Origin of the sequence: Jeongeupia naejangsanensis (assembly GCF_016865585.1) — a bacterium.
In the GTDB taxonomy this organism is placed as follows: Bacteria; Pseudomonadota; Gammaproteobacteria; order Burkholderiales; family Chitinibacteraceae; genus Jeongeupia; species Jeongeupia naejangsanensis.
On sequence record NZ_JAESND010000003.1, the window covers coordinates 12,592 to 30,531 of the forward strand.

A 17,940-nucleotide genomic window follows, 5' to 3' on the forward strand; every position below is an offset into this window, starting at 1 on the left:
CGGCGCCCGCTTGAGCGGGCGTCGTCGTTTCCGGCGTCGTACTTAACCAACACTTCCATACGTGATGCTGACGTCTGGCCGTCATTGTATGCCGGCCGTCGTGGCGACACGTGCCGATCGCCTTTCTCCGTCCGCGTGCGTCCGGCCTTGTTTAGATTGTCGCAATGCCGTCGTCATGGCGGTGACCTGAACGGAGAGTCCGGATGCAAAGTAGTGAACCGTGGCCGCGCCTGCTGGCGCCGCTGCGCTCGGAACGGCGCCGCCATGCGCTGATGCTGTGCCTGATCATCGTGCTGGCCTATGTGTATTGCCGCAATGCGGTCATCGTTGGTGATGAGGTGGTCCACGAGGCACAAATCCGCCGTTTCCTGCTCGGCGATTTCAGCATCGATTCGCGTCTGACGACGATTCCCGGCTACCACATGCTGGTGGCCGCGCTGAGCTGGCCGTTCGGAGCCTATTCGCTGGCCACGGTGCGTGGCATCAGCACGCTGTTCGGCACCGCGCTGGTCCTGGTTTATGCGCTGTTGCTGCGCGAACGCCACGGCGCCGTCTCGCCGCAGCGTCTGGTGCAGTTCGCGTTCTTCCCGATTTTCCTGCCCTATTTCTATCTGGCCTACACCGATGTACTGTCGTTGCTGCTGGTTTTCGGCGGATTGTGGCTGGCGTTGCGCAAGCAGGCGATTCCGGCGGCGCTGGTGCTCGGCCTGAGCATCTGCGTGCGCCAGCAGAACGTCATCTGGCTGCTGGCGGTGCCGGTGCTGGCCTACTGCCGCGACAGCGGCTTCCGCTGGTGTCGCGAAACGCTGAAGGAACACGTGGCCGGCGCGGGACTGTACGCGCTGGCGCTGGCCGGTTTCATCGTTTTCGTGCTCTGGAACGGGGGTGTCGCGGTCGGCGATCGTGGTGCGCACCAGCTGTCCGGACTGTTCGTCGGCAACGTGTTCTTCATGTTGCTGCTGTACGCGATTTTCCTGTTGCCCAGCGTGGTGGCCAACCTGCCGGCGACGCTGGACTATGCGCGCCATCACGGCTTCGTGCCGCTGCTGCTCGCCGGACTGCTGGTGGTTTACCTGTTCGGCTTCCAGAACAGCCACCCGTACAACGCGATCCAGCCCGAATACTTTCTGCGCAACGGCTTGCTGACGCTGCTGTCGTCGTCGCTGCCGGTCAAGCTGCTGTTCTTCATTCCGATCGCGCTGGCCACGCTCGACTGGCTGGCGATGGCGCAACGCCGGCCCGAGCTGTACGTGATCGCCGCTTTCAGCGTACTGGCGCTGCTGCCGTCGTGGCTGATCGAACAGCGCTACATGATGATTCCGTTTGCGTTGCTGCTGCTTTACCGCGACGACGACCGGCCCGGCGTGCAGGCGCTGACGGGCGCGCTGTATGCGATTGTCGCTGTTGTGTTCGTCTACGGCACCGCGACGCTGCGCTTCTTCCTGTAGTTCAGGCGACGTAGAGCAGAATGCTGAAGAAGTGGCAGACGCTGCCGGCCAGTACGAACAGGTGCCAGATGCCGTGACCGTGGCGGATCTTTTCGTCGAAGATGAAGAAGATGATGCCGATGCTGTAGATCACGCCACCGGCCACCAGCCACGCCATACCGCCGGCGGGCAGCGCCAGTTTCAGCGGCTTCATCGCGATCAGGATCAGCCAGCCCATCAGCACGTAGATGATCAGCGAGAACACCCGCGTGCGCTTGCCGATCAGCAGCTCCTGAATGATGCCGATCAGCGCCAGTCCCCAACTGATGCCGAACAGCGTCCAGCCCCAGGGGCCGCGCAGCGTCACCAGCGAAAACGGCGTGTAGCTGCCGGCAATCAGCAGGTAGATCGCGCAGTGGTCGAACTTCTGCAGCACCTTCTTGGCGCCGGCGTGGCGGATCGAGTGGTACAGCGTCGACGCGCCATAGAGCATGACCAGCGTTGCGCCATAGATGCTGACGCTGACGACCTGCCAGGCGTTGCCGTACAGGCTGGCGACGACGACCAGCACGACAAGGCCGGCGACGGCGAGCAGCGTGCCGATCAGGTGGCTGTAGCTGTTGAAACGTTCTCCACGGTACATGGGCTTCTCCGGACGAAGCCGAAAGCATAACCGCTGCTGGTGGCGGCGCACTGTGGAAATTCCCACGACCACCGGCCCTTGCGGCGCGGACGACCCGCAAAGTCGCGTTTCCGGTTCTAAGCTGGTTCGACCCTTGTCCGAACGGAGCCTGCAATGACCAAGATCCTGGTGGTGTACTACTCGATGTATGGCCATGTCGAAACCATGGCCCAAGCGGTGGCGGAGGGCGCGCGCGGTGTCGCCGGTGTCGAGGTGACGCTCAAGCGGGTCGCTGATCTCGTGCCCGAAGAGGTGGCGCGCAAGGCCGGCGCCAAACTCGACCAGGCTGCACCGGTTGCCGCGCCGTCCGAGCTGGCCGACTACGACGCGGTCATCTTCGGTACGCCGACACGCTTCGGCAATATGGCGGCGCAGATGCGCAACTTCCTCGACCAGACCGGCGGGCTGTGGGCGAGTGGCGCGCTGATCGGCAAGATTGGCAGCGTGTTCACCAGCACCGCCACCCAGCACGGCGGCCAGGAAACGACGATCACCTCGTTCCACACCACACTGCTGCATCACGGCATGGTGATCGTCGGCGTGCCGTATGCATGTGCCGGGCTGACCAGAATGGACGAGATCACCGGCGGCAGCCCCTACGGCGCCAGTACCTTGACCAGTGGCGACGGCAGCCGCTCGCCGTCGGCGAACGAACTCGACATCGCCCGCTATCAGGGTCGGCATGTCGCGGAGCTTGCGAAGAAGCTTGGTGCCTGAGCTTTGGCTGTTGTCCCGGCGTGAAAAAGCCCCGTCGTTGACGGGGCTTTTTTTGCTGCTCGTCCGACCGATCAGGCGGTCAGCTTGTCGAGTGCTTCGCGATACTTGGCCGCGGTCTTCTCGGCGACGTCGAGCGGCACGGCCGGGGCCGGCGGCTGCTTGTTCCAGCCGGTGCTTTCCAGCCAGTCGCGGACGAACTGCTTGTCGTACGACGGCGGGTTGCTGCCCGGCTGGTACTGGTCGGCCGGCCAGAAGCGGCTCGAATCCGGCGTCAGCGCCTCGTCCATCAGGCACAGCGTGCCGTCCTCATCGAGGCCGAATTCGAACTTGGTGTCGGCGATGATGATGCCGCGGGTCGCGGCGAACTCGGCTGCGGCCTTGTACAGCCGGATCGCGGTATCGCGTACCTTGGCGGCGAGTTCCGGGCCGATCAGGTCGGCGGTCTGCTCGAACGAGATCGGTTCGTCGTGGTCGCCGACGGCGGCCTTGGTGCTCGGCGTGAAGATCGGTTCGGGCAGCTGCTGCGCCTCGATCAGGCCCGCCGGCAGCGCGATGCCGCTGACTGCGCCGGTGGCCTTGTAGTCCTTCCAGCCGCCGCCGGCCAGATAGCCGCGCACGACCGCCTCGACCGGCACCGGCTTCAGGCGCTTGACCACGACCGCGCGGCCTTCGACCTGCGGCAGGTCCTCGGCACTGACGACGTCCTCGGCCTTTTCGCCGGTGAAGTGGCTCGGCACCAGATCCCTGAACTTGTCGAACCAGAAGTTCGAGATCGCGGTGAGGATCTTGCCCTTTTCCGGAATCGGCTCTTCGAGGATCACATCGAACGCCGACAGGCGATCGGTCGCGATCATCAGCATGCGCTGGGCGTCGATTTCGTACAGGTCGCGTACCTTGCCCGAGTAGATCTTCTTCAGGCTCTTGAGGTCGGTGGAGGTGATGCTGGACATCTCGTTTCCTTGGCGCGGGCCGGGGTCGGCGGCAAAAGCCGTATTTTGCCCGATTCCGGCCCGCATTTCATGCCGCCCGGCCGGATGCCGCGCGGGCCGGGACGACAGAACGCCCCGAGGGCGAGCCGTCGGGGCGTCGGGTGATGCAGTTGGCGCTTACTCGCTCTTGCCGGCGACCACCGGGTAAATCACGCCGGCAATGGCCGCACCGATCAGCGGCGCAACCCAGAACAGCCACAGCTGATCGATTGCCCAACCGCCTGCGAACAGGGCGACACCGGTGCTGCGTGCCGGATTCACCGAGGTGTTGGTGACCGGAATGCTGATCAGGTGGATCAGCGTCAGTGCCAGACCGATCGCGATCGGCGCGAAGCCGGCCGGTGCGCGCTTGTCGGTTGCGCCGAGGATGACGAACAGGAACATGGCGGTCATGACGACTTCGCACACCAGCGCAGCCATCAGGCTGTAACCGTCGGGCGAATGCGCACCGTAGCCGTTCGATGCAAAGCCGCCGGCCAGATCGAAGCCGGCCTTGCCGCTGGCGATCGTGTACAGCACCGCAGCGGCGGCGATCCCGCCGAGCACCTGGGCGATCACGTAGGGCAGCAGCTCTTTCGCCGGGAAACGGCCGCCGACGACGAGGCCCAGCGACACGGCCGGGTTCAGATGGCAGCCGGAAACGTGGCCGATCGCAAACGCCATGGTCAGCACGGTCAGGCCGAAGGCGAGCGAGACGCCGGCAAAGCCGATACCGAGTTGCGGAAAGCCGGCGGCGAGTACGGCGCTGCCACAGCCGCCGAGTACGAGCCAGAATGTGCCGATGAATTCCGCCGCCATGCGGTTTTTGAGCGGATACATGTTTCCCCCTTGTTGTGGATGCACGTGACAGGCTTGCCACGAAAGGGGAACAGAATAGGGCAATGACATTGACTATTCTGTCAGATTTACCCTGACAAAATCGTCAATTTTCCCTTTCATCGTCGAAATTCAGACTGCCGGGGCCGACAGATCGAGCCTGAACGTACGGTAGCGCAAGCCGTACCAGCCCGGCAGTTCGCCGTATCCGGCAAAACCGAGCGAGGCATACAGCTGCTGCGCCGGTTGCATCCAGTCACTGGTATACAGGCCGATCGCGGGGGCCTGCTGCGATCGGGCGAGGGCGATGCAGTGCCGCATCAGTTGCCGCGAGACACCCTGACCGCGCGCCGGCGGGGCGACGCCAAGCAGCCGCACGAAGGCCCAGTCGGACGGAAACAGGCTGGCCTCGGTGCCGGGGGGGCCGTACAGGATGCAGCCGGCCGGCGCTCCGTCGTGCTCCATCAGCCACCACTGGCCGGCGGCACGGCCGACCGCCGATGCGATGTTCGCCGCCATGGCGCTGCCGTCGGCTTCCGGCAGCTGGTCGATGAATTCGGCATAACTGGCGAGCAGCAGCGCGCGCAGTACCGGAAAGTCGCCGGTACCGGCGGTGCGCAGATGGTGCGTGCTCATGTCGTGGGCGCGTTCCTGACCAGGTTTGCGAGTTCGGTGTCGGCGAGGCGGTCGGCGATGTTGCGCCGGTCGGCTTCGCTGCGGTTCTGCGACAGCTTGAACTTGGCCTCCCAGCGTTCGACGGCGAAATCGATGCCGACGATGTGGGCTTTCAGCGTGGTGTTGAAAGCGGGGTCGAAGCTGGCGCGATCGCCGATCAGCGTCGGTTCGTACTGGCGGATCAGCTCCGCCAGCGCCAGCGAGGCGCCGACGCGCACGGTGCCGGTCGCGTGCACGGCGGCGTAGTTCCAGGTCGGCACGGCGGGGCGCTGGTCGTACCAGCTTGGCGAGACGTAGTCGTGCGGGCCATGGAAAATCGCCAGTGCAGGGATGCCGTCCTGCCACGCCTGCCAGTGCGGGTTGGCGCGGGCAAGATGGCCGATCAGCCGATCGCCATCCGGCCCCGGGACAAGCACCAGCGGCAGGTGGCTGGCGAACGGCACGCCGTCGACGTTGCTGATCAGCGTCGCGAAGCCGTGGGCAAGGACGAAACCGTGGATCGTTGCGAGGTCGTCGCAACGGAAATGTTCGGGGATGTACATGGCCGGCTCGGCGTGGCGGAACGTTCAAGCATACCGGCGCCGGCGCGGTGTCGTCTCAGTCGCCGAGATGCTTCAGCGCTTCGCGTACCGACAGCGGAGAGAGTCGTTCACGTTCGGTGGCGACGAAGCCGCGCACGGCGTCGGCGTCGGTGCGGGCGTACTGGCGCAGCGCCCAGCCGATGGCCTTGCGGATGAAGAAGTCGGGGTGATCGGCCAGCGCGCGGCAGTAGCCGAACAGTCGCGTGGTGTCGGTGTCGGTCTTGTAGCCGAGCTGGAACAGCAGCGCGGTACGGGCATGCCAGAGCCGGTCGCCGCCGGCCCAGTCGTCCATCACCGTGCGCAATGCGGGCTCGGCCTGCAGCAGCGGACCGACGACGCTGGCGGCCAGCCCGTCGACGCTGTCCCACCACGACTTGCTGCCGATCAGCGTGTCGAGTACCGGCAGCACGGCGATGCCGAGCGTTGCCGGCCGGTCGGCAAGCAGGTCGACGGCGACGATCAGGTATTCGCGTTCGGGCAAGGCCCACAGCTTTTGCGCGGCGGCCAGGCGATCGGCCGGGGTCATGGACTTGCGCGCGGCGCGGATCAGCGGGGTCGAAACGCTGCGCCGGGCGGGGGTCTTGATGCCGAGGAAAGCAAAACGGCCGCGCATGTACGCGGCCATCGGTGCGGCAGTAGCCGGATCGGCGAGCGGCGCAAGGCCGGCGACGACGGCATCGGTGAACGCTGCCGCCGTCTCCATGGTCAGCCCAGCATGTCCTTGATGGCCTGCGCCTGTTCGAGCGCGGCGTCGGCACTGTCGGCCAGCACGTTGAAATGGCCCATCTTGCGGCCCGAGCGGGCTTCGGTCTTGCCGTACAGGTGGAGCTTGGTGTTCGGCGCGGTCAGCAGGACGTCCCAGTTCGGCTCGGCACCGTTCGCGCCCCAGGTGTCGCCGAGCAGGTTGACCATCACCACGGGCTTGAGCAGATCGGTCTTGCCCGGATACAGCCCGCACATCGCGCGGACCTGCTGTTCGAACTGGCTGGTCAATGTGGCATCGAGCGTGTAGTGGCCGCTGTTGTGCGGGCGCGGTGCCATTTCGTTGATGACGAGTTCGTCGCCGTCGAGGATGAAGAACTCGACTGCGAGCACGCCGACATAGTCGAGCGCTTCGGCCAGCTGCATCGCCATCGAGCGGGCGCGCTCGGTGATGCCGGCGCCGATCCGGGCCGGCACGATCGAGACGTCGAGGATGCCGCCGGCGTGCTCGTTCTCGGCCGGCGGAAAGCTGGTGACTTCGCCGGCGCGGGTGCGGGTGACGATGACCGAGACTTCGGCGACCAGCGGCATCATCTTTTCCAGCACACAGGGCTGGTGCTTCAGGTCGGACAGCGCGGCGCGCGCTTCTTCGACCGTCTTCACCCGGACCTGGCCCTTGCCGTCGTAACCGAGGCGGGCGGTCTTGAGGATGCCTGGCAGGTAGTCGCTCAGGTCGCCCTCGAGGTCGGCGGCGGTCTGCACCGGCAGGAAGGGCGCGGTGGCAAGGCCGGCGTTGCGGATGAAGGTCTTCTCGGCGACGCGGTCCTGCGCGATGGCGACGCAATCGCCACTCGGCGACACCGGGACGCCCTGACCGGCAAGCCAGCGCATCGATTCGGCGTTGACGTTCTCGAACTCGGTGGTGATCGCCTTGCAGGTACGGACCAGTTCGGCCAGCGCGTCCGGATCGTTGTACGGCCTGGCGATGTGCACGTCGGCGAAATCGGCGGCCGGTGCTTTCGCGTCCGGGTCGAGCACGGTGACGCGATAACCCATGGTCTTGGCGGCAACGGCGAACATGCGGCCCAGCTGGCCACCCCCGAGGATGCCGAGCATGGCCGGCGGCAGAATCGGCTTCACAGCCATGGTCATTCCTTCGATTTCATCAGTTGCAGGAGCGAGAAGCCCCAGCAGGCAAAGCCCCAGACGAGGCCAGCGGCCAAGCCCAACGGCAGTGATTCGAGCAGTGCGTTACGCAGCGTCGCGACGCCGAGCATGTCGGCGATCAAGCTCCAGAACAGGCAGAACGGCAGCCCCCAGCCGAGGGCACCGCGCAGCAGCAGGCAACGCCAGAATCCGCCTGCGCGGATCCGTTCCCAGCGCTGCCTGTCGTCGTTCATACCTCGGGGAGCGTCATCGCCAGCACGGTCTGCTTTTGCGTTTCGCGGAAGGCGTTCAACGCGGCAGCAAGTTGCGGGTCGCTGCCTGCAAGCATCGCGACCGCGAACAGGCCGGCATTGGCGGCGCCGGCTTCGCCGATCGCGAACGTGGCGACCGGTACGCCCTTGGGCATCTGCACGATCGACAGCAGCGAATCCTCGCCACGCAGGTATTTCGACGGCACCGGCACGCCGAGCACCGGCACGGTGGTCTTGGCGGCGAGCATGCCCGGCAGGTGGGCGGCGCCACCGGCGCCGGCGATGATGCAGGCGAGACCGCGCGGACCGGCGGTTTCAGCGTATTCGAACAGCAGGTCGGGCGTACGGTGTGCCGAAACGACACGGCATTCGAACTCGACACCGTAGGTTTTCAGCTGCTCGGCTGCGTGACGCATCACCTCCCAGTCGCTGTTGCTGCCCATGACGACGCCGACCTTGACCATGTCCTACCCCGCGTAAAAGCAGAAATTCTACCGAATTCGTCGCTGGCGGGCAGCAATACCGATGGACGTTGTCGCTCGGCCCGCCAGTCCGCCGGCCGGGCGGGTGCCATGGGTCAGTCGGGCGTCGCCCATGCCGTGTACAGCGTGGCCATGTCCGGCGGCGTCAGTTCGCGTACGACCTGTGCCGGATTGCCGGCGGCGAGCACGCAGGCCGGAACGTCACGGGTGACGATGGCGCCGGCGCCGATGACGCTGTGGTCGCCGATGGTCACGCCGGCACAGATCACCGCACCGGCGCCGATCCAGACGTTTTCGCCGATGGTGATCGGCTTGGCCCAGAACGCCCAGCGCTGACGCTCGGTCGGGTCGACCGGATGCGTGGTGGCGTGGATGTGCACATTGGGGCCGATCAGCGTGTGTGCGCCGATGCGCACCGGCGCGCCGCCCGAGAGCATCGCGCCGCAGTTGATGAAGACCTTGTGACCGAAGCTGAAGTCGTGCCCGCGCGTGACCGTGAGCGGCGGCAGGATGCGGACGTCGCCGGCCTCGCCGAACAGCTCGGCCAGCAAGCCGGCACGCGCCTCGTGCTCGGTGTCCCAGCTGTTGAAACGGCGCAGCAGTTCGAGTTCGTGCTGCCAGCGGTGGGGGGGCTTGCCGAGGTCGTCGAAGGCAAAGCGGATCGTGGTATCGGACATGCGTGCTATTCCGGTTGTGCAGCCTGCCAATTTAACGCGCGCGGCCGGGATTTGCCCGGCCGGCCGGTGAACTGGGCAAGGTCGGCAATCAGAGCGTGGCCAGCGCCGTGCGCATCCGGGCGAGCGCCGAGTCGAGCGTGGCGCGCGGGCAGCCGAAGTTCAGCCGGACGAAGCCCGGTGCATCGAAATCGGCGCCATCGGAGAGACCGACGCCGGCTTGCTCGAAGAAATGCTGCGGGTGCTGCAGCCCGGCGCCGCGGCAGTCGATCCAGGCAAGGAAGGTCGCTTGCGGCACGGTGACGCGCAGGCCCTGATGGCCGTCGAGCGCCCGGACCACCTCGTCGCGGTTGCTGCGCAGCACCGACAGCAGTTCGGTGCGCCAGGCGGCACCGTCGCGGCAGGCGGCCTCGAGCGCGACGTAGCCGAGCAGGTTCACGTGCGGAATGATGCCGCGCATCGTCTTCTGGAACGCGTGGCGGCGTTCGGCGTTCGGGATGACGGCGAAGGCGCAACCGAGGCCCGGCACGTTGTAGGTCTTGCTGGGCGCCATCAGCGTGATCGTTCTTGCCGCCAGTGCCGGCGACAGTGAGGCAAACGGCGTATGACGGGCGCCCGGCTCGAGCAGCAGGTCGCAATGGATCTCGTCGCTGACGACCGTCAGATCGTGTTTTTCCGCGATTTCGCCGAGCCGGTTCAGCTCGGCCAGCGTCCACTGCCGGCCCACCGGGTTGTGAGGGTGGCAGAGCATCAGGGTGGCGCCCTGCGTTGCGGCCGCGTCGAGCGCGTCGAAATCCCACTCCCAGTGGCTGCCGGTGGCGAGCCGGGTTTCGCGCAGCGGCAGTTTGACGAGCTTGCGTCCGGAAAACTGCGGCGCGGACATGAAGGGCGGGTAGATCGGCGTCGCGGTGATCACGTCCCCGCTGCCGCTGGCGCGGCAGGCAACGTTGAGCCCGGTGACGAGCCCCGGCAGCGGCACCAGCCAGGCCGGCTCGATGGCCCAGCCGTAATCGCGCCGGGCTGCGGCGATCAGCGCCGCCAGCGCGGTTTCGGTCGGTTCGCCATAGGTGAAGATGCCCTGCGCAACGCGCTCGGCCAGCGCCTTGGTGATCGCCGGCGGGCTGAGGAAATCCATGTCGGCCACCCACAGCGGCAGGATGTCGCGTCCGGCGTATTTGCGCCATTTGTAGCTGTCGGCAACGTGCTGGGCGGCGGGCGTGGTGAAGTCGTACATGGGGCGTGTTCCTCGGAATCAAATCCAGCGTGTTTTCGGGGCCGGGTGCTGCAGGGACCGCATCAATGCCGGTGGGCGAACTCGAGTTTTTTCTCGACGGCGCGCTGCACGCGCTCGAACAGCGCGCTCAGCAGCCAGTAGATCGCCGCGGCGGCGAGGTAGAGCGGCAGCGGCTGGAAGGTCTGTGCGATCACTTCCTTGGTGGCGAGCATCAGTTCGGTTACGGTGATCACCGACACCAGCGAAGTGTCCTTGATCAGGCTGATCAGGCTGTTCGACAGGCTGGGCACCGCGAGCCGCAGCGCCTGCGGTGCGATGACGTGGCGCATCGTCTGCCACCAGTTCAGCCCGAGCGAGTAGCCGGCGAGCCACTGGTTGCGCGAGACGCCGGCAATGGCGCCACGCATGCTTTCGGACAGGTAGGCGGCGACGTTCAGCGTCAGCGCCAGGATGCCGGCGGTGACCGGATCGAACTCTATCCCGACGCTGGGCAGGCCGTAATAGATGACGAAGATCTGCACCAGCAGCGGCGTGCCGCGCATCGCGCTGACATAGACGGCCGCGATCTGCGCGAGCACCGGGACCTTGGCGATGCGCAGCAGCGCGACGGCAAAACCGAGCGCCAGCCCCAGCACCATGGCGATCAGCGCGAAAAACACCGTGAAACCGGCGCCCTTGATCAGGAAGGGCAAGGCGGTATGCAGCAGTTCGATCCAGCTATCCACTATGAACGCTCATCAAGGGAGAAGGGTTGAGGGAGATTCAGCGCGGGTGCAGCAACAGGGTGACGAGCAGTGCCGCCGCGCCGGCCAGGGCGATTGCCAGTCCCCACAGGCTGAGCTTGCCCAGCCATTTGAGTTCGTCGTCTTTGCGCAGTGAAAAGCAGAACGCGGCGATCGGGCCGGTCAGCAGGATCAGGACCACCCAGGGGATTTCCCGTCTGCCGATGGCCGTGGGCAGGCACAGCAGCGTATTGATCAGGAGGATGCCGACACCGATGCAGACGATGGTCGTGAATAGCGTAAACGTAAGCATAGTGGTCGGACTCGGGGAAAACAGCGGGGTAGGAGCGCAAAAGCAAGCGCCCCCGGCTTGCGTCCGGGGGCGCGGGTGCACGCAGTGCTTATTTTGCCGCAGGTGCCTTGGAGACGTCGATGCCGAACCATTTGTTCGAGATCTTCGCGAAGCTGCCATCCTTGTGCATGTCGGCCAGCGCCTTGTCGACCGCGGCCTTGAACTGCGGATTGCCCTTGGCAAACGGAATGCCCGACTTCGACAGTTCGCCAACCGCCGCGCCCGGCTTGACCGGCAGCTTGGATTCCTTGATCGCGAACGGAATCATCAGGCTGTCGTTCAGCGCCGCGTCCAGCCGGCCCTGCGCCAGATCCTGCAGGTATTCCGGTGCGCCCGGATAGGTTTTCACTTCGACGCCGGCCACGGCCCTGGCCATGTCGGCGTAGTTGGTACCCAGACCGAGGCCGAGTTTCTTGCCCTTGAGGTCGTCGAGCGACTTGAACTGGCGGGTCTCGTTCTTGCGCACGATCAGCTGCGCCGACGAAATCGTGTACGGCTCGGAGAAATCGAACACCTTCTGGCGCGCATCGGTGATGCCGACCTGGTTGATCACGACGTCGAACTTGCCGGCCTGCAGCCCGGCGAGCAGGCCGCTCCACTCACCGGTGGTGAAGTCGGCCTTCACGCCGAGGCGCTTGGCGAGTTCGCGCGAGAGTTCGACTTCGAAACCGGTCAGCTGGCCTTGCTTGTCCTTGAAGTTGAACGGGGGGTAGCTGCCTTCGAGTGCGACTTTCAGCGCGCCGCGGCTTTTGACGGTATCGAGCAGGTCGGCGGCAAATGCGGGTACGGAGATCGCGGCGGCGACCATCAACAGGACGAGCTTCTTCATATGTAGATAACCCTTGGTTATTTTGATTGTATTCAACATAACCAAATTAACATGTCGTCAAGCCGGATGCATCAGGATTATTCCGTAGTCCTGCTACGTAGTGGGGGCTTGGGGCGGCGGTGCCGGCCGGATGCGGCAACCGTCCGCAGTTACTGTGCCCACGGCAGCTGCCACATCACGCCGAGACCCCAGCGCGGTGTCTCGCTGCTGAACTGCTGCAGGCCACCACCGACCGTCAGCGCCTGCTTGCCAAAGTCGAAACGGCGGCTGAGCGTCAGGTTGACCGGGGTGTCCCAGTCGCCGCTGACGGTGCTGTAGGTGGTTTCGGCCTGCAGCCCCAGTGTGATGCCGTTTTCGAAGGTGTAGTTGGCGAAGGGCAGCAGCAGCGATTGCGGGTTGTCCTCGCGCAATTCGTTGCCGATATAGCGGGTCCGGCGCATGCCCGAGAAGCCGACGACCAGCGTCGGATCGCCGAAAAACGTCAGCCGGGCAGGATCGTAGGTGGGCACCAGGGCGTTGGCGGCCTTGCCGGCGAGCCAGACCCAGCCCGGCGACGTGTCGGAGTCCGGGGCCGGCGTGGTGACGTTGAAGTCGAAGTACGGCAGCCCTTCGTCGGCGTGTCCGAGTGCGGGGAGGCTGGCGAGCAGCAGGGTGGCCAGGATGTGACGGGCGTGGTTCGACATGGCTCCCCCTCGATGACACCGCAGTCTGGCTGCATGGGTGAGTTTCTTTCATAGCCAGCCGGCTGGCGACGTTTGCGGCATGGCGACGAGCGGTCGGTGAAAGCGTTTTTCAGGCCTGAAGTCGTCGCACGATTACCACAAATGCCTTGATCGAGCGCAAAGCGGCAGGCATGCGGTGGGCGCACAGTAGTGGTGTATCCAATCGTCATTGCCGCCCCGGTGGGCGGGTCCGGTTACAAGCCGGAACCCGTTGCCCGGGGCTGGCGCCGAATTCAAGGAGTCGCACCATGGCCACCACCGCATTCTTCATTCCGACCGTCAACCTGATGGGCGCCGGCTGTATGACCGACGCAGCGAAAACCGTCGCGTCCTACGGCTACAAGAAGGCCCTGATCGTCACCGACAAGGGCCTGGTCTCGACCGGTCTGGTCGGCCAGGTGGCCGAAACGCTGGGCAGGGAAGGCGTGAGCAGCGTCGTGTTCGACGGCACGCATCCGAACCCGACCACCGGCAACGTCGAGGCCGGGCTGAAGCTGCTGAAGGACAACGGCTGCGACTTCGTGATCTCGCTCGGCGGCGGTTCGCCGCACGACTGTGCCAAGGGCATCGCGCTGGTCGCGGCCAACGGCGGCAAGATCGCCGATTACGAAGGCGTCGACCGCTCGGCCAAGCCGCAGCTGCCGCTGGTGGCGATCAACACCACCGCCGGCACCGCCAGCGAAATGACCCGCTTCTGCATCATCACCGACGAGGCCCGCCACATCAAAATGGCCATCGTCGACAAGCACACCACGCCGCTGCTGTCGGTCAACGACCCTGAAATGATGGCCGGCATGCCCAAGGGCCTGACCGCCGCGACCGGCATGGACGCGCTGACCCACGCGGTCGAAGCCTATGTGTCGACGATTGCCACGCCGATCACCGACACCTGTGCGCTGAAGGCGGTCGAGCTGATCAGCCAGTACCTGCGCGCCGCAGTTGCTGACGGCAAGGACATGGTCGCGCGCGAACAGATGGCCTATGCGCAGTTCCTCGCCGGGATGGCATTCAACAACGCGTCACTCGGCTACGTCCATGCGATGGCCCACCAGCTCGGTGGTTTCTACGACCTGCCGCACGGTGTCTGCAACGCGGTGCTGTTGCCGCACGTGCAGGCGTACAACGCCCAGGTCGCCGCAGCCCGTCTCGGTGACGTGGCCGACGCGATGGGTGTCGACGTCAGCGGCATGAACGACGATCAGGCCGCGCAGGCCTGCCTCGCTGCGATCCGCCAGTTGGCCGCCGACGTCGGCATTCCGGCCGGCCTGACCGAACTGGGCGTCAAGGAAGCCGACATTCCGGTGCTGGCGACCAATGCGCTGAAGGACGCCTGCGGCTTCACCAACCCGAAGCAGGCCACCCACGACGAAATCTGCGCGATCTTCCGCGCCGCACTGTAAGAGGAAGGGGGAGAAGGGCAAACCGCCGGCGCCGCGCGGACGACGCGCAGGCCGAACAGGCGGAAAGATCTGCGGCACAGCCGCAGACCAGACGATTCACGGGCCGGGGTTTCCCCGGCCTTTTTCTTGCCCGCGACGCAGGCTCCGTCGCCTCAATGTGCCTCACCCAGCAACGCTGGCGCCAGCGCTTCGCGCCTTGGCGTCGCCTAGTTCGGCGTCGACGCGGTCACGATCGCGATCGTCCGCAAGATGGCTGCAAATGCCACTGCCCCAGCGCTACCTGTGTCGCGTGGATGGCGTTTCCCATGAAATAGGAATGTATCGTGGACCCAACCACGATAAGCTTTCTGGGTGCGCAAGCTGAAGCGTCGAATCCTCCTGCACTTCAGTCAACCAGGATTGCATAAACCCGATCCGCGAATGAAAAAGTCAGGCCACCGATGCCATCTGAACTAGTCGTTACCACTGCAAATGCTATGCAAATCTCAGTCCCGCTGATGACACTCGGCGGATATATTCCGCAGTGGAAGAAATTGATTCGATCAAAGTCGAGCAAAGATATTTCGCTGCGCACATGGTTGATCTGGATGGCATCCACATTGTTTGGTACCTTTTATGCCGTTATTCAGCTGTTGATTAATGGCCGTGGCTGGCCGCTCATTATTTCAACAGCATCTACCTTTCTCTTTGTTACCATCACGGTGGGTCTGGTCCTGGTATACCGAAAAGGAAGCCTGTCATTTCAGGTAGCCAAGACCGGTTAAGGCCAGTCTGTTATATGAGGTGATAGGCATGCAATTTTCTGTTTCCCGAAAATTCTAAGTGCAGGAAGCACCATGAGCTGGAATGCAATATCCACACAAGAAGATGCTGAATACCTGCTAGATCTGTTTGGTGGATTCCATGACGCCTGTGTCAGAGAGGCGCACTTTACGACCAAACATTGGGTCAATCAGAATCTTTCCATGCGCTGCTCCCCTGATCTGGACACCAGCATTTCGTTTGTTGTACAGCGACAGTTTACAAATCCGTCATGCATCGAGTTGAAATTCGAGAGCGTTGTTCGTTTGAATTGGGTGCCAACGCCGAAAAACTATGATTCAGCAATTTACTCGGCCGTAATTGGGTTCGAAAATTCGGAAATATTCTGGGTCTTGGATTCGGAAGATCCACCCTCAAAATTAGACCCTGAATCTGAGTGTTGGGTAGTTGCAAAATCACTTAAATGGCGCATGGCGGACGAGTTTCTGGGTGAAAATTTGCACTATGGCGCTCAGCCATAACAGGCCGATTGAAGTACGGCGAATTGGCTGACACGTTATCAAGGGGGGCGGGCTAGAACCGGTCCGCTGCTTGAAGTGTTGGAATTCGCAAATTTTCTGGAAATTCTAATGTTGATCAAGTACAAAAATGCATCATTCGCAGATGCAGAACTTCTGGTCGAAATTAGAGTCGGCGCCATGCGCGAGAGCTTGGAAAGAATCGGGCGCTTCGATCCCGGGCGTGCAAGGGACAGGTTTTTGTCGTCGTACGATCCGTCAAGTACCAGGATGATTTTCCTGAATGATGTTGTCGTCGGATTTTTCATGGTCAAGGCCAATGAAAACGGACTCAACCTTGATCATCTCTACATTGATCCATCCCACCAAGGGATCGGTATCGGGGCTCAGGTTCTAGCTTATGTGTTCGCGGATGCTGACGAAAAACAACTCCCTGTCAATGTCGGCGCCCTTCGCGACAGCGACTCTAACCGCTTCTACGTGAAGCATGGTTTTGTTAAGGTTGGGGAGGCTGAATGGGATATTTACTATGTTCGGCCACCGCAAAGCGCTAGTGCTTCATTTGAATGAAACCGGTTAACGTCCGCTGATGAATTGAAGCGCTAGGAGTTACCTATGTACCGGTATCTGATTTTTGAAACGGACCATTGGCTGGTCAGCCACCGCAGAGATGCTCGTCACCCAGGCTATCTCATAGTTGCGTGTCGCGAATCGAAGGGCGAGTTACATGAGCTGAGTATTGATGCTCTGCAAGAGCTCGGCTTGGTGCTGCAAAAAACTGAAAAATTGCTGCGTTCGTTTTTCGCGCCCTGCAAAGTGATTTTCTACAAGCTGGGATTTTCCAGCGGGTTCAGCTGCCACTTTCACGCCGCGCCGGTGACGCAAAAACTGTTATCTGAAATTGTGGCTCATTGTGACTACACAAACGAGCCAGATGGGAACGATGCAATTCTCTTTCTGAGCCGCGTCTATTGCGAGCGGCCACTGACAGAAGCTGAATCACTTACCTTGAACGACGTTGTTAACCAGTTACGAAAGGCTGCTAATACTTCGTTCAACCGGGACGGGTTAACGCCCGTCCCTTAGTCCAAACATCAGGCGCCATGCAGATGGCCGCTGCAGCTATCGGTCAGCGTTTACCGATCAGACTGACGCCGGCCATCACGACGGCGACGCCGAGCCACTGCAGCGGGCTGAGGCTTTCGTCGAGGATGCCGAGGCTCAGAATGATGGTGATGACCGGGCCGATACTGCCGGCGATCGCCGCGCGGCCGGCGCCGATGCGGGCCATCGCTGCCGCCATCATCCAGATAGGTAGCACGGTGGCGACCAGCGCGGTGATCAGCGCGTAGCCGTACACCGGCCACGGTTGCGAGAACAGCAGCGGCAGCGGCCGGGTCAGCACGTACTGGATCAGCATGGCCGCGCCCGAGACGGTCAGTGCGGCTTCGGTGAAGCGCATCGAGCCGATCCGTTTGATCACGCCGGGGCTGAATGTCAGGTAGAGCGCAAAGGCGACCGTGCTGGCGACGATCCACGCCAGCCCGGCGAGATCGGCATGCGCGCCGGCCAGTCCCGGCCCGATCACGACGGCGATGCCGGCGTAGGTGAGCAGCAGTGCGCCGATCATCCGCCTGGTGACCGGCGTGCGGAAAAACAGCGCCGACAGCAGCACCGTCAGCGTCGGATACAGGTAAAGTACCAGCCGTTCGATGCTGGCGCTGACGGTGACGAGGCCGATGAAGTCGAACAGGCTGGCCAGGTAGTAACCGAGCAGCCCGAGCAGCAGCAGCAGGCCCAGATCGCTGCGCGAAACCGGCGTGGCCGGTGCCGCCACGCCGCGCGCTTGCCGGACGAGCCGCCATGCGCCGATCAGCGCCAGCGCAAACCCGAGCCGCAGTGTCAGCAGCGTGACTGCGTCGACGCCGTGACGGTAGGCGAGCTTGACGAATACTGCCTTGGTGGCGAAACCGGTGGCCGACAGGAAGGCAAGCACGAGGCCGAGCTGTTGCGGCGACAGGCCGAACGTTGCGGTGCCGGACGGGCTGGAAGGGCTTGGAGGCATGGCGGTCATCCTTGTGTTTCCGGACTGGAAAGGGCGCCGCGATGGTCTTCGGGAAGGTGTTGCACCGCGGCGGGGGGCTCGCGGTGGCGGGGGCTGTCGAAGGCCGTAGCGCTACCGCTGGGGGCTTTTCAGCCACCAGGGTTTTAGCTGGGCGATCATGGCGTTCGACATGG

Annotated in this window: 23 protein-coding genes; 7 read left to right on the forward strand and 16 right to left on the reverse strand. The window is 63.8% G+C overall.

Annotated features, from left to right (window positions below):
- Window positions 1-203: 203 nt before the first annotated feature.
- Window positions 204-1,448 (forward strand): Dol-P-Glc:Glc(2)Man(9)GlcNAc(2)-PP-Dol alpha-1,2-glucosyltransferase, encoded by a 1,245-nt coding sequence (locus JMJ54_RS07735; RefSeq protein WP_203537527.1) that lies wholly within the window; start codon window positions 204-206, stop codon window positions 1,446-1,448.
- Between the two features lies 1 nt (window position 1,449).
- Here the strand turns inward: JMJ54_RS07735 and trhA are convergent, their stop codons facing one another.
- The gene (gene trhA / locus JMJ54_RS07740) at window positions 1,450-2,070 is read right to left on the reverse strand and encodes a PAQR family membrane homeostasis protein TrhA (protein WP_203537529.1); all 621 of its coding nucleotides are present in this window, start codon (window positions 2,068-2,070) and stop codon (window positions 1,450-1,452) included.
- A 153-nt stretch (window positions 2,071-2,223) separates the two neighbouring features.
- Between trhA and wrbA the strand changes: the two genes are divergently transcribed.
- Window positions 2,224-2,826, forward strand: coding sequence for an NAD(P)H:quinone oxidoreductase (gene wrbA / locus JMJ54_RS07745; protein ID WP_203537531.1), 603 nt, complete (start codon window positions 2,224-2,226; stop codon window positions 2,824-2,826).
- A 71-nt stretch (window positions 2,827-2,897) separates the two neighbouring features.
- On the opposite strand, the gene JMJ54_RS07750 is transcribed toward wrbA, so the two are convergent.
- The 14 genes from JMJ54_RS07750 to JMJ54_RS07815 all read right to left on the reverse strand — a co-directional run bounded on the left by JMJ54_RS07750 (window position 2,898) and on the right by JMJ54_RS07815 (window position 12,983).
- Window positions 2,898-3,776: a phosphoribosylaminoimidazolesuccinocarboxamide synthase gene (locus JMJ54_RS07750; RefSeq protein ID WP_203537542.1), complete on the reverse strand. Its 879-nt coding sequence runs from the start codon at window positions 3,774-3,776 to the stop codon at window positions 2,898-2,900.
- Window positions 3,777-3,932: 156 nt separating this feature from the next.
- Window positions 3,933-4,634, reverse strand: coding sequence for an aquaporin Z (gene aqpZ / locus JMJ54_RS07755; protein ID WP_238999976.1), 702 nt, complete (start codon window positions 4,632-4,634; stop codon window positions 3,933-3,935).
- A 129-nt stretch (window positions 4,635-4,763) separates the two neighbouring features.
- Window positions 4,764-5,267: a GNAT family N-acetyltransferase gene (locus JMJ54_RS07760; protein ID WP_203537543.1), complete on the reverse strand. Its 504-nt coding sequence runs from the start codon at window positions 5,265-5,267 to the stop codon at window positions 4,764-4,766.
- Window positions 5,264-5,848 carry an FMN-binding negative transcriptional regulator gene (locus JMJ54_RS07765; protein ID WP_203537545.1) on the reverse strand — a complete coding sequence of 195 codons (585 nt, stop codon included), beginning with the start codon at window positions 5,846-5,848 and terminating at the stop codon, window positions 5,264-5,266. The genes JMJ54_RS07760 and JMJ54_RS07765 overlap by 4 nt, the downstream gene beginning before the upstream one ends.
- Window positions 5,849-5,903: 55 nt before the next feature.
- Window positions 5,904-6,590, reverse strand: coding sequence for a DNA alkylation repair protein (locus JMJ54_RS07770; protein WP_203537548.1), 687 nt, complete (start codon window positions 6,588-6,590; stop codon window positions 5,904-5,906).
- 2 nt (window positions 6,591-6,592) lie between these two features.
- Complete coding sequence (locus tag JMJ54_RS07775; RefSeq protein ID WP_203537550.1) at window positions 6,593-7,735, reverse strand: 5-(carboxyamino)imidazole ribonucleotide synthase; 1,143 nt, start codon at window positions 7,733-7,735, stop codon at window positions 6,593-6,595.
- 2 nt (window positions 7,736-7,737) lie between these two features.
- The gene (locus tag JMJ54_RS07780) at window positions 7,738-7,989 is read right to left on the reverse strand and encodes a hypothetical protein (protein WP_203537552.1); all 252 of its coding nucleotides are present in this window, start codon (window positions 7,987-7,989) and stop codon (window positions 7,738-7,740) included.
- The gene (gene purE / locus JMJ54_RS07785) at window positions 7,986-8,471 is read right to left on the reverse strand and encodes a 5-(carboxyamino)imidazole ribonucleotide mutase (protein WP_189460119.1); all 486 of its coding nucleotides are present in this window, start codon (window positions 8,469-8,471) and stop codon (window positions 7,986-7,988) included. The genes JMJ54_RS07780 and purE overlap by 4 nt, the downstream gene beginning before the upstream one ends.
- Before the next feature lie 113 nt (window positions 8,472-8,584).
- Complete coding sequence (locus JMJ54_RS19420) at window positions 8,585-9,166, reverse strand: sugar O-acetyltransferase (protein WP_203537553.1); 582 nt, start codon at window positions 9,164-9,166, stop codon at window positions 8,585-8,587.
- Between the two features lie 88 nt (window positions 9,167-9,254).
- Window positions 9,255-10,397 (reverse strand): MalY/PatB family protein, encoded by a 1,143-nt coding sequence (locus tag JMJ54_RS07795; protein ID WP_203537555.1) that lies wholly within the window; start codon window positions 10,395-10,397, stop codon window positions 9,255-9,257.
- Window positions 10,398-10,459: 62 nt separating this feature from the next.
- On the reverse strand, window positions 10,460-11,122 hold the full coding sequence (locus tag JMJ54_RS07800) for an amino acid ABC transporter permease (RefSeq protein WP_203537557.1): 663 nt from the start codon (window positions 11,120-11,122) through the stop codon (window positions 10,460-10,462).
- Window positions 11,123-11,159: 37 nt separating this feature from the next.
- Entirely contained in the window at window positions 11,160-11,432 is a 273-nt protein-coding gene (locus JMJ54_RS07805; RefSeq protein ID WP_203537559.1) for a hypothetical protein, read from the reverse strand.
- A gap of 88 nt (window positions 11,433-11,520) precedes the next feature.
- On the reverse strand, window positions 11,521-12,300 hold the full coding sequence (locus JMJ54_RS07810; RefSeq protein WP_203537560.1) for a transporter substrate-binding domain-containing protein: 780 nt from the start codon (window positions 12,298-12,300) through the stop codon (window positions 11,521-11,523).
- Window positions 12,301-12,449: 149 nt separating this feature from the next.
- Window positions 12,450-12,983: a hypothetical protein gene (locus JMJ54_RS07815; RefSeq protein WP_203537562.1), complete on the reverse strand. Its 534-nt coding sequence runs from the start codon at window positions 12,981-12,983 to the stop codon at window positions 12,450-12,452.
- A 287-nt stretch (window positions 12,984-13,270) separates the two neighbouring features.
- On the opposite strand from JMJ54_RS07815, the gene yiaY reads away from it, so the two are divergent.
- The 5 genes from yiaY to JMJ54_RS07840 all read left to right on the forward strand — a co-directional run bounded on the left by yiaY (window position 13,271) and on the right by JMJ54_RS07840 (window position 16,788).
- Complete coding sequence (gene yiaY / locus JMJ54_RS07820; RefSeq protein ID WP_203537564.1) at window positions 13,271-14,422, forward strand: L-threonine dehydrogenase; 1,152 nt, start codon at window positions 13,271-13,273, stop codon at window positions 14,420-14,422.
- Between the two features lie 476 nt (window positions 14,423-14,898).
- Entirely contained in the window at window positions 14,899-15,186 is a 288-nt protein-coding gene (locus tag JMJ54_RS07825) for a PQ-loop domain-containing transporter (RefSeq protein ID WP_203537566.1), read from the forward strand.
- 72 nt (window positions 15,187-15,258) lie between these two features.
- Window positions 15,259-15,705 (forward strand): hypothetical protein, encoded by a 447-nt coding sequence (locus JMJ54_RS07830; RefSeq protein ID WP_203537568.1) that lies wholly within the window; start codon window positions 15,259-15,261, stop codon window positions 15,703-15,705.
- Between the two features lie 108 nt (window positions 15,706-15,813).
- Entirely contained in the window at window positions 15,814-16,272 is a 459-nt protein-coding gene (locus JMJ54_RS07835) for a GNAT family N-acetyltransferase (RefSeq protein ID WP_203537570.1), read from the forward strand.
- Window positions 16,273-16,317: 45 nt separating this feature from the next.
- A complete protein-coding gene (locus JMJ54_RS07840) occupies window positions 16,318-16,788 on the forward strand; it encodes an HIT family protein (protein WP_203537572.1) in 471 nt (156 codons plus the stop codon).
- A 43-nt stretch (window positions 16,789-16,831) separates the two neighbouring features.
- Here the strand turns inward: JMJ54_RS07840 and JMJ54_RS07845 are convergent, their stop codons facing one another.
- The gene (locus tag JMJ54_RS07845; RefSeq protein WP_203537574.1) at window positions 16,832-17,767 is read right to left on the reverse strand and encodes a DMT family transporter; all 936 of its coding nucleotides are present in this window, start codon (window positions 17,765-17,767) and stop codon (window positions 16,832-16,834) included.
- Between the last annotated feature and the right edge of the window lie 173 nt (window positions 17,768-17,940).

What these genes read in the sequence shown, in the direction of transcription:
- JMJ54_RS07735 (WP_203537527.1), top strand. Translation starts at nt 204, where the DNA reads ATGCAAAGTAGTGAACCGTGGCCGCGCCTGCTGGCGCCGCTGCGCTCG.
- trhA (WP_203537529.1), bottom strand. Translation starts at nt 2,070, where the DNA reads ATGTACCGTGGAGAACGTTTCAACAGCTACAGCCACCTGATCGGCACG.
- wrbA (WP_203537531.1), top strand. Translation starts at nt 2,224, where the DNA reads ATGACCAAGATCCTGGTGGTGTACTACTCGATGTATGGCCATGTCGAA.
- JMJ54_RS07750 (WP_203537542.1), bottom strand. Translation starts at nt 3,776, where the DNA reads ATGTCCAGCATCACCTCCACCGACCTCAAGAGCCTGAAGAAGATCTAC.
- aqpZ (WP_238999976.1), bottom strand. Translation starts at nt 4,634, where the DNA reads ATGTATCCGCTCAAAAACCGCATGGCGGCGGAATTCATCGGCACATTC.
- JMJ54_RS07760 (WP_203537543.1), bottom strand. Translation starts at nt 5,267, where the DNA reads ATGAGCACGCACCATCTGCGCACCGCCGGTACCGGCGACTTTCCGGTA.
- JMJ54_RS07765 (WP_203537545.1), bottom strand. Translation starts at nt 5,848, where the DNA reads ATGTACATCCCCGAACATTTCCGTTGCGACGACCTCGCAACGATCCAC.
- JMJ54_RS07770 (WP_203537548.1), bottom strand. Translation starts at nt 6,590, where the DNA reads ATGGAGACGGCGGCAGCGTTCACCGATGCCGTCGTCGCCGGCCTTGCG.
- JMJ54_RS07775 (WP_203537550.1), bottom strand. Translation starts at nt 7,735, where the DNA reads ATGGCTGTGAAGCCGATTCTGCCGCCGGCCATGCTCGGCATCCTCGGG.
- JMJ54_RS07780 (WP_203537552.1), bottom strand. Translation starts at nt 7,989, where the DNA reads ATGAACGACGACAGGCAGCGCTGGGAACGGATCCGCGCAGGCGGATTC.
- purE (WP_189460119.1), bottom strand. Translation starts at nt 8,471, where the DNA reads ATGGTCAAGGTCGGCGTCGTCATGGGCAGCAACAGCGACTGGGAGGTG.
- JMJ54_RS19420 (WP_203537553.1), bottom strand. Translation starts at nt 9,166, where the DNA reads ATGTCCGATACCACGATCCGCTTTGCCTTCGACGACCTCGGCAAGCCC.
- JMJ54_RS07795 (WP_203537555.1), bottom strand. Translation starts at nt 10,397, where the DNA reads ATGTACGACTTCACCACGCCCGCCGCCCAGCACGTTGCCGACAGCTAC.
- JMJ54_RS07805 (WP_203537559.1), bottom strand. Translation starts at nt 11,432, where the DNA reads ATGCTTACGTTTACGCTATTCACGACCATCGTCTGCATCGGTGTCGGC.
- JMJ54_RS07810 (WP_203537560.1), bottom strand. Translation starts at nt 12,300, where the DNA reads ATGAAGAAGCTCGTCCTGTTGATGGTCGCCGCCGCGATCTCCGTACCC.
- JMJ54_RS07815 (WP_203537562.1), bottom strand. Translation starts at nt 12,983, where the DNA reads ATGTCGAACCACGCCCGTCACATCCTGGCCACCCTGCTGCTCGCCAGC.
- yiaY (WP_203537564.1), top strand. Translation starts at nt 13,271, where the DNA reads ATGGCCACCACCGCATTCTTCATTCCGACCGTCAACCTGATGGGCGCC.
- JMJ54_RS07825 (WP_203537566.1), top strand. Translation starts at nt 14,899, where the DNA reads ATGCAAATCTCAGTCCCGCTGATGACACTCGGCGGATATATTCCGCAG.
- JMJ54_RS07830 (WP_203537568.1), top strand. Translation starts at nt 15,259, where the DNA reads ATGAGCTGGAATGCAATATCCACACAAGAAGATGCTGAATACCTGCTA.
- JMJ54_RS07835 (WP_203537570.1), top strand. Translation starts at nt 15,814, where the DNA reads ATGTTGATCAAGTACAAAAATGCATCATTCGCAGATGCAGAACTTCTG.
- JMJ54_RS07840 (WP_203537572.1), top strand. Translation starts at nt 16,318, where the DNA reads ATGTACCGGTATCTGATTTTTGAAACGGACCATTGGCTGGTCAGCCAC.
- JMJ54_RS07845 (WP_203537574.1), bottom strand. Translation starts at nt 17,767, where the DNA reads ATGCCTCCAAGCCCTTCCAGCCCGTCCGGCACCGCAACGTTCGGCCTG.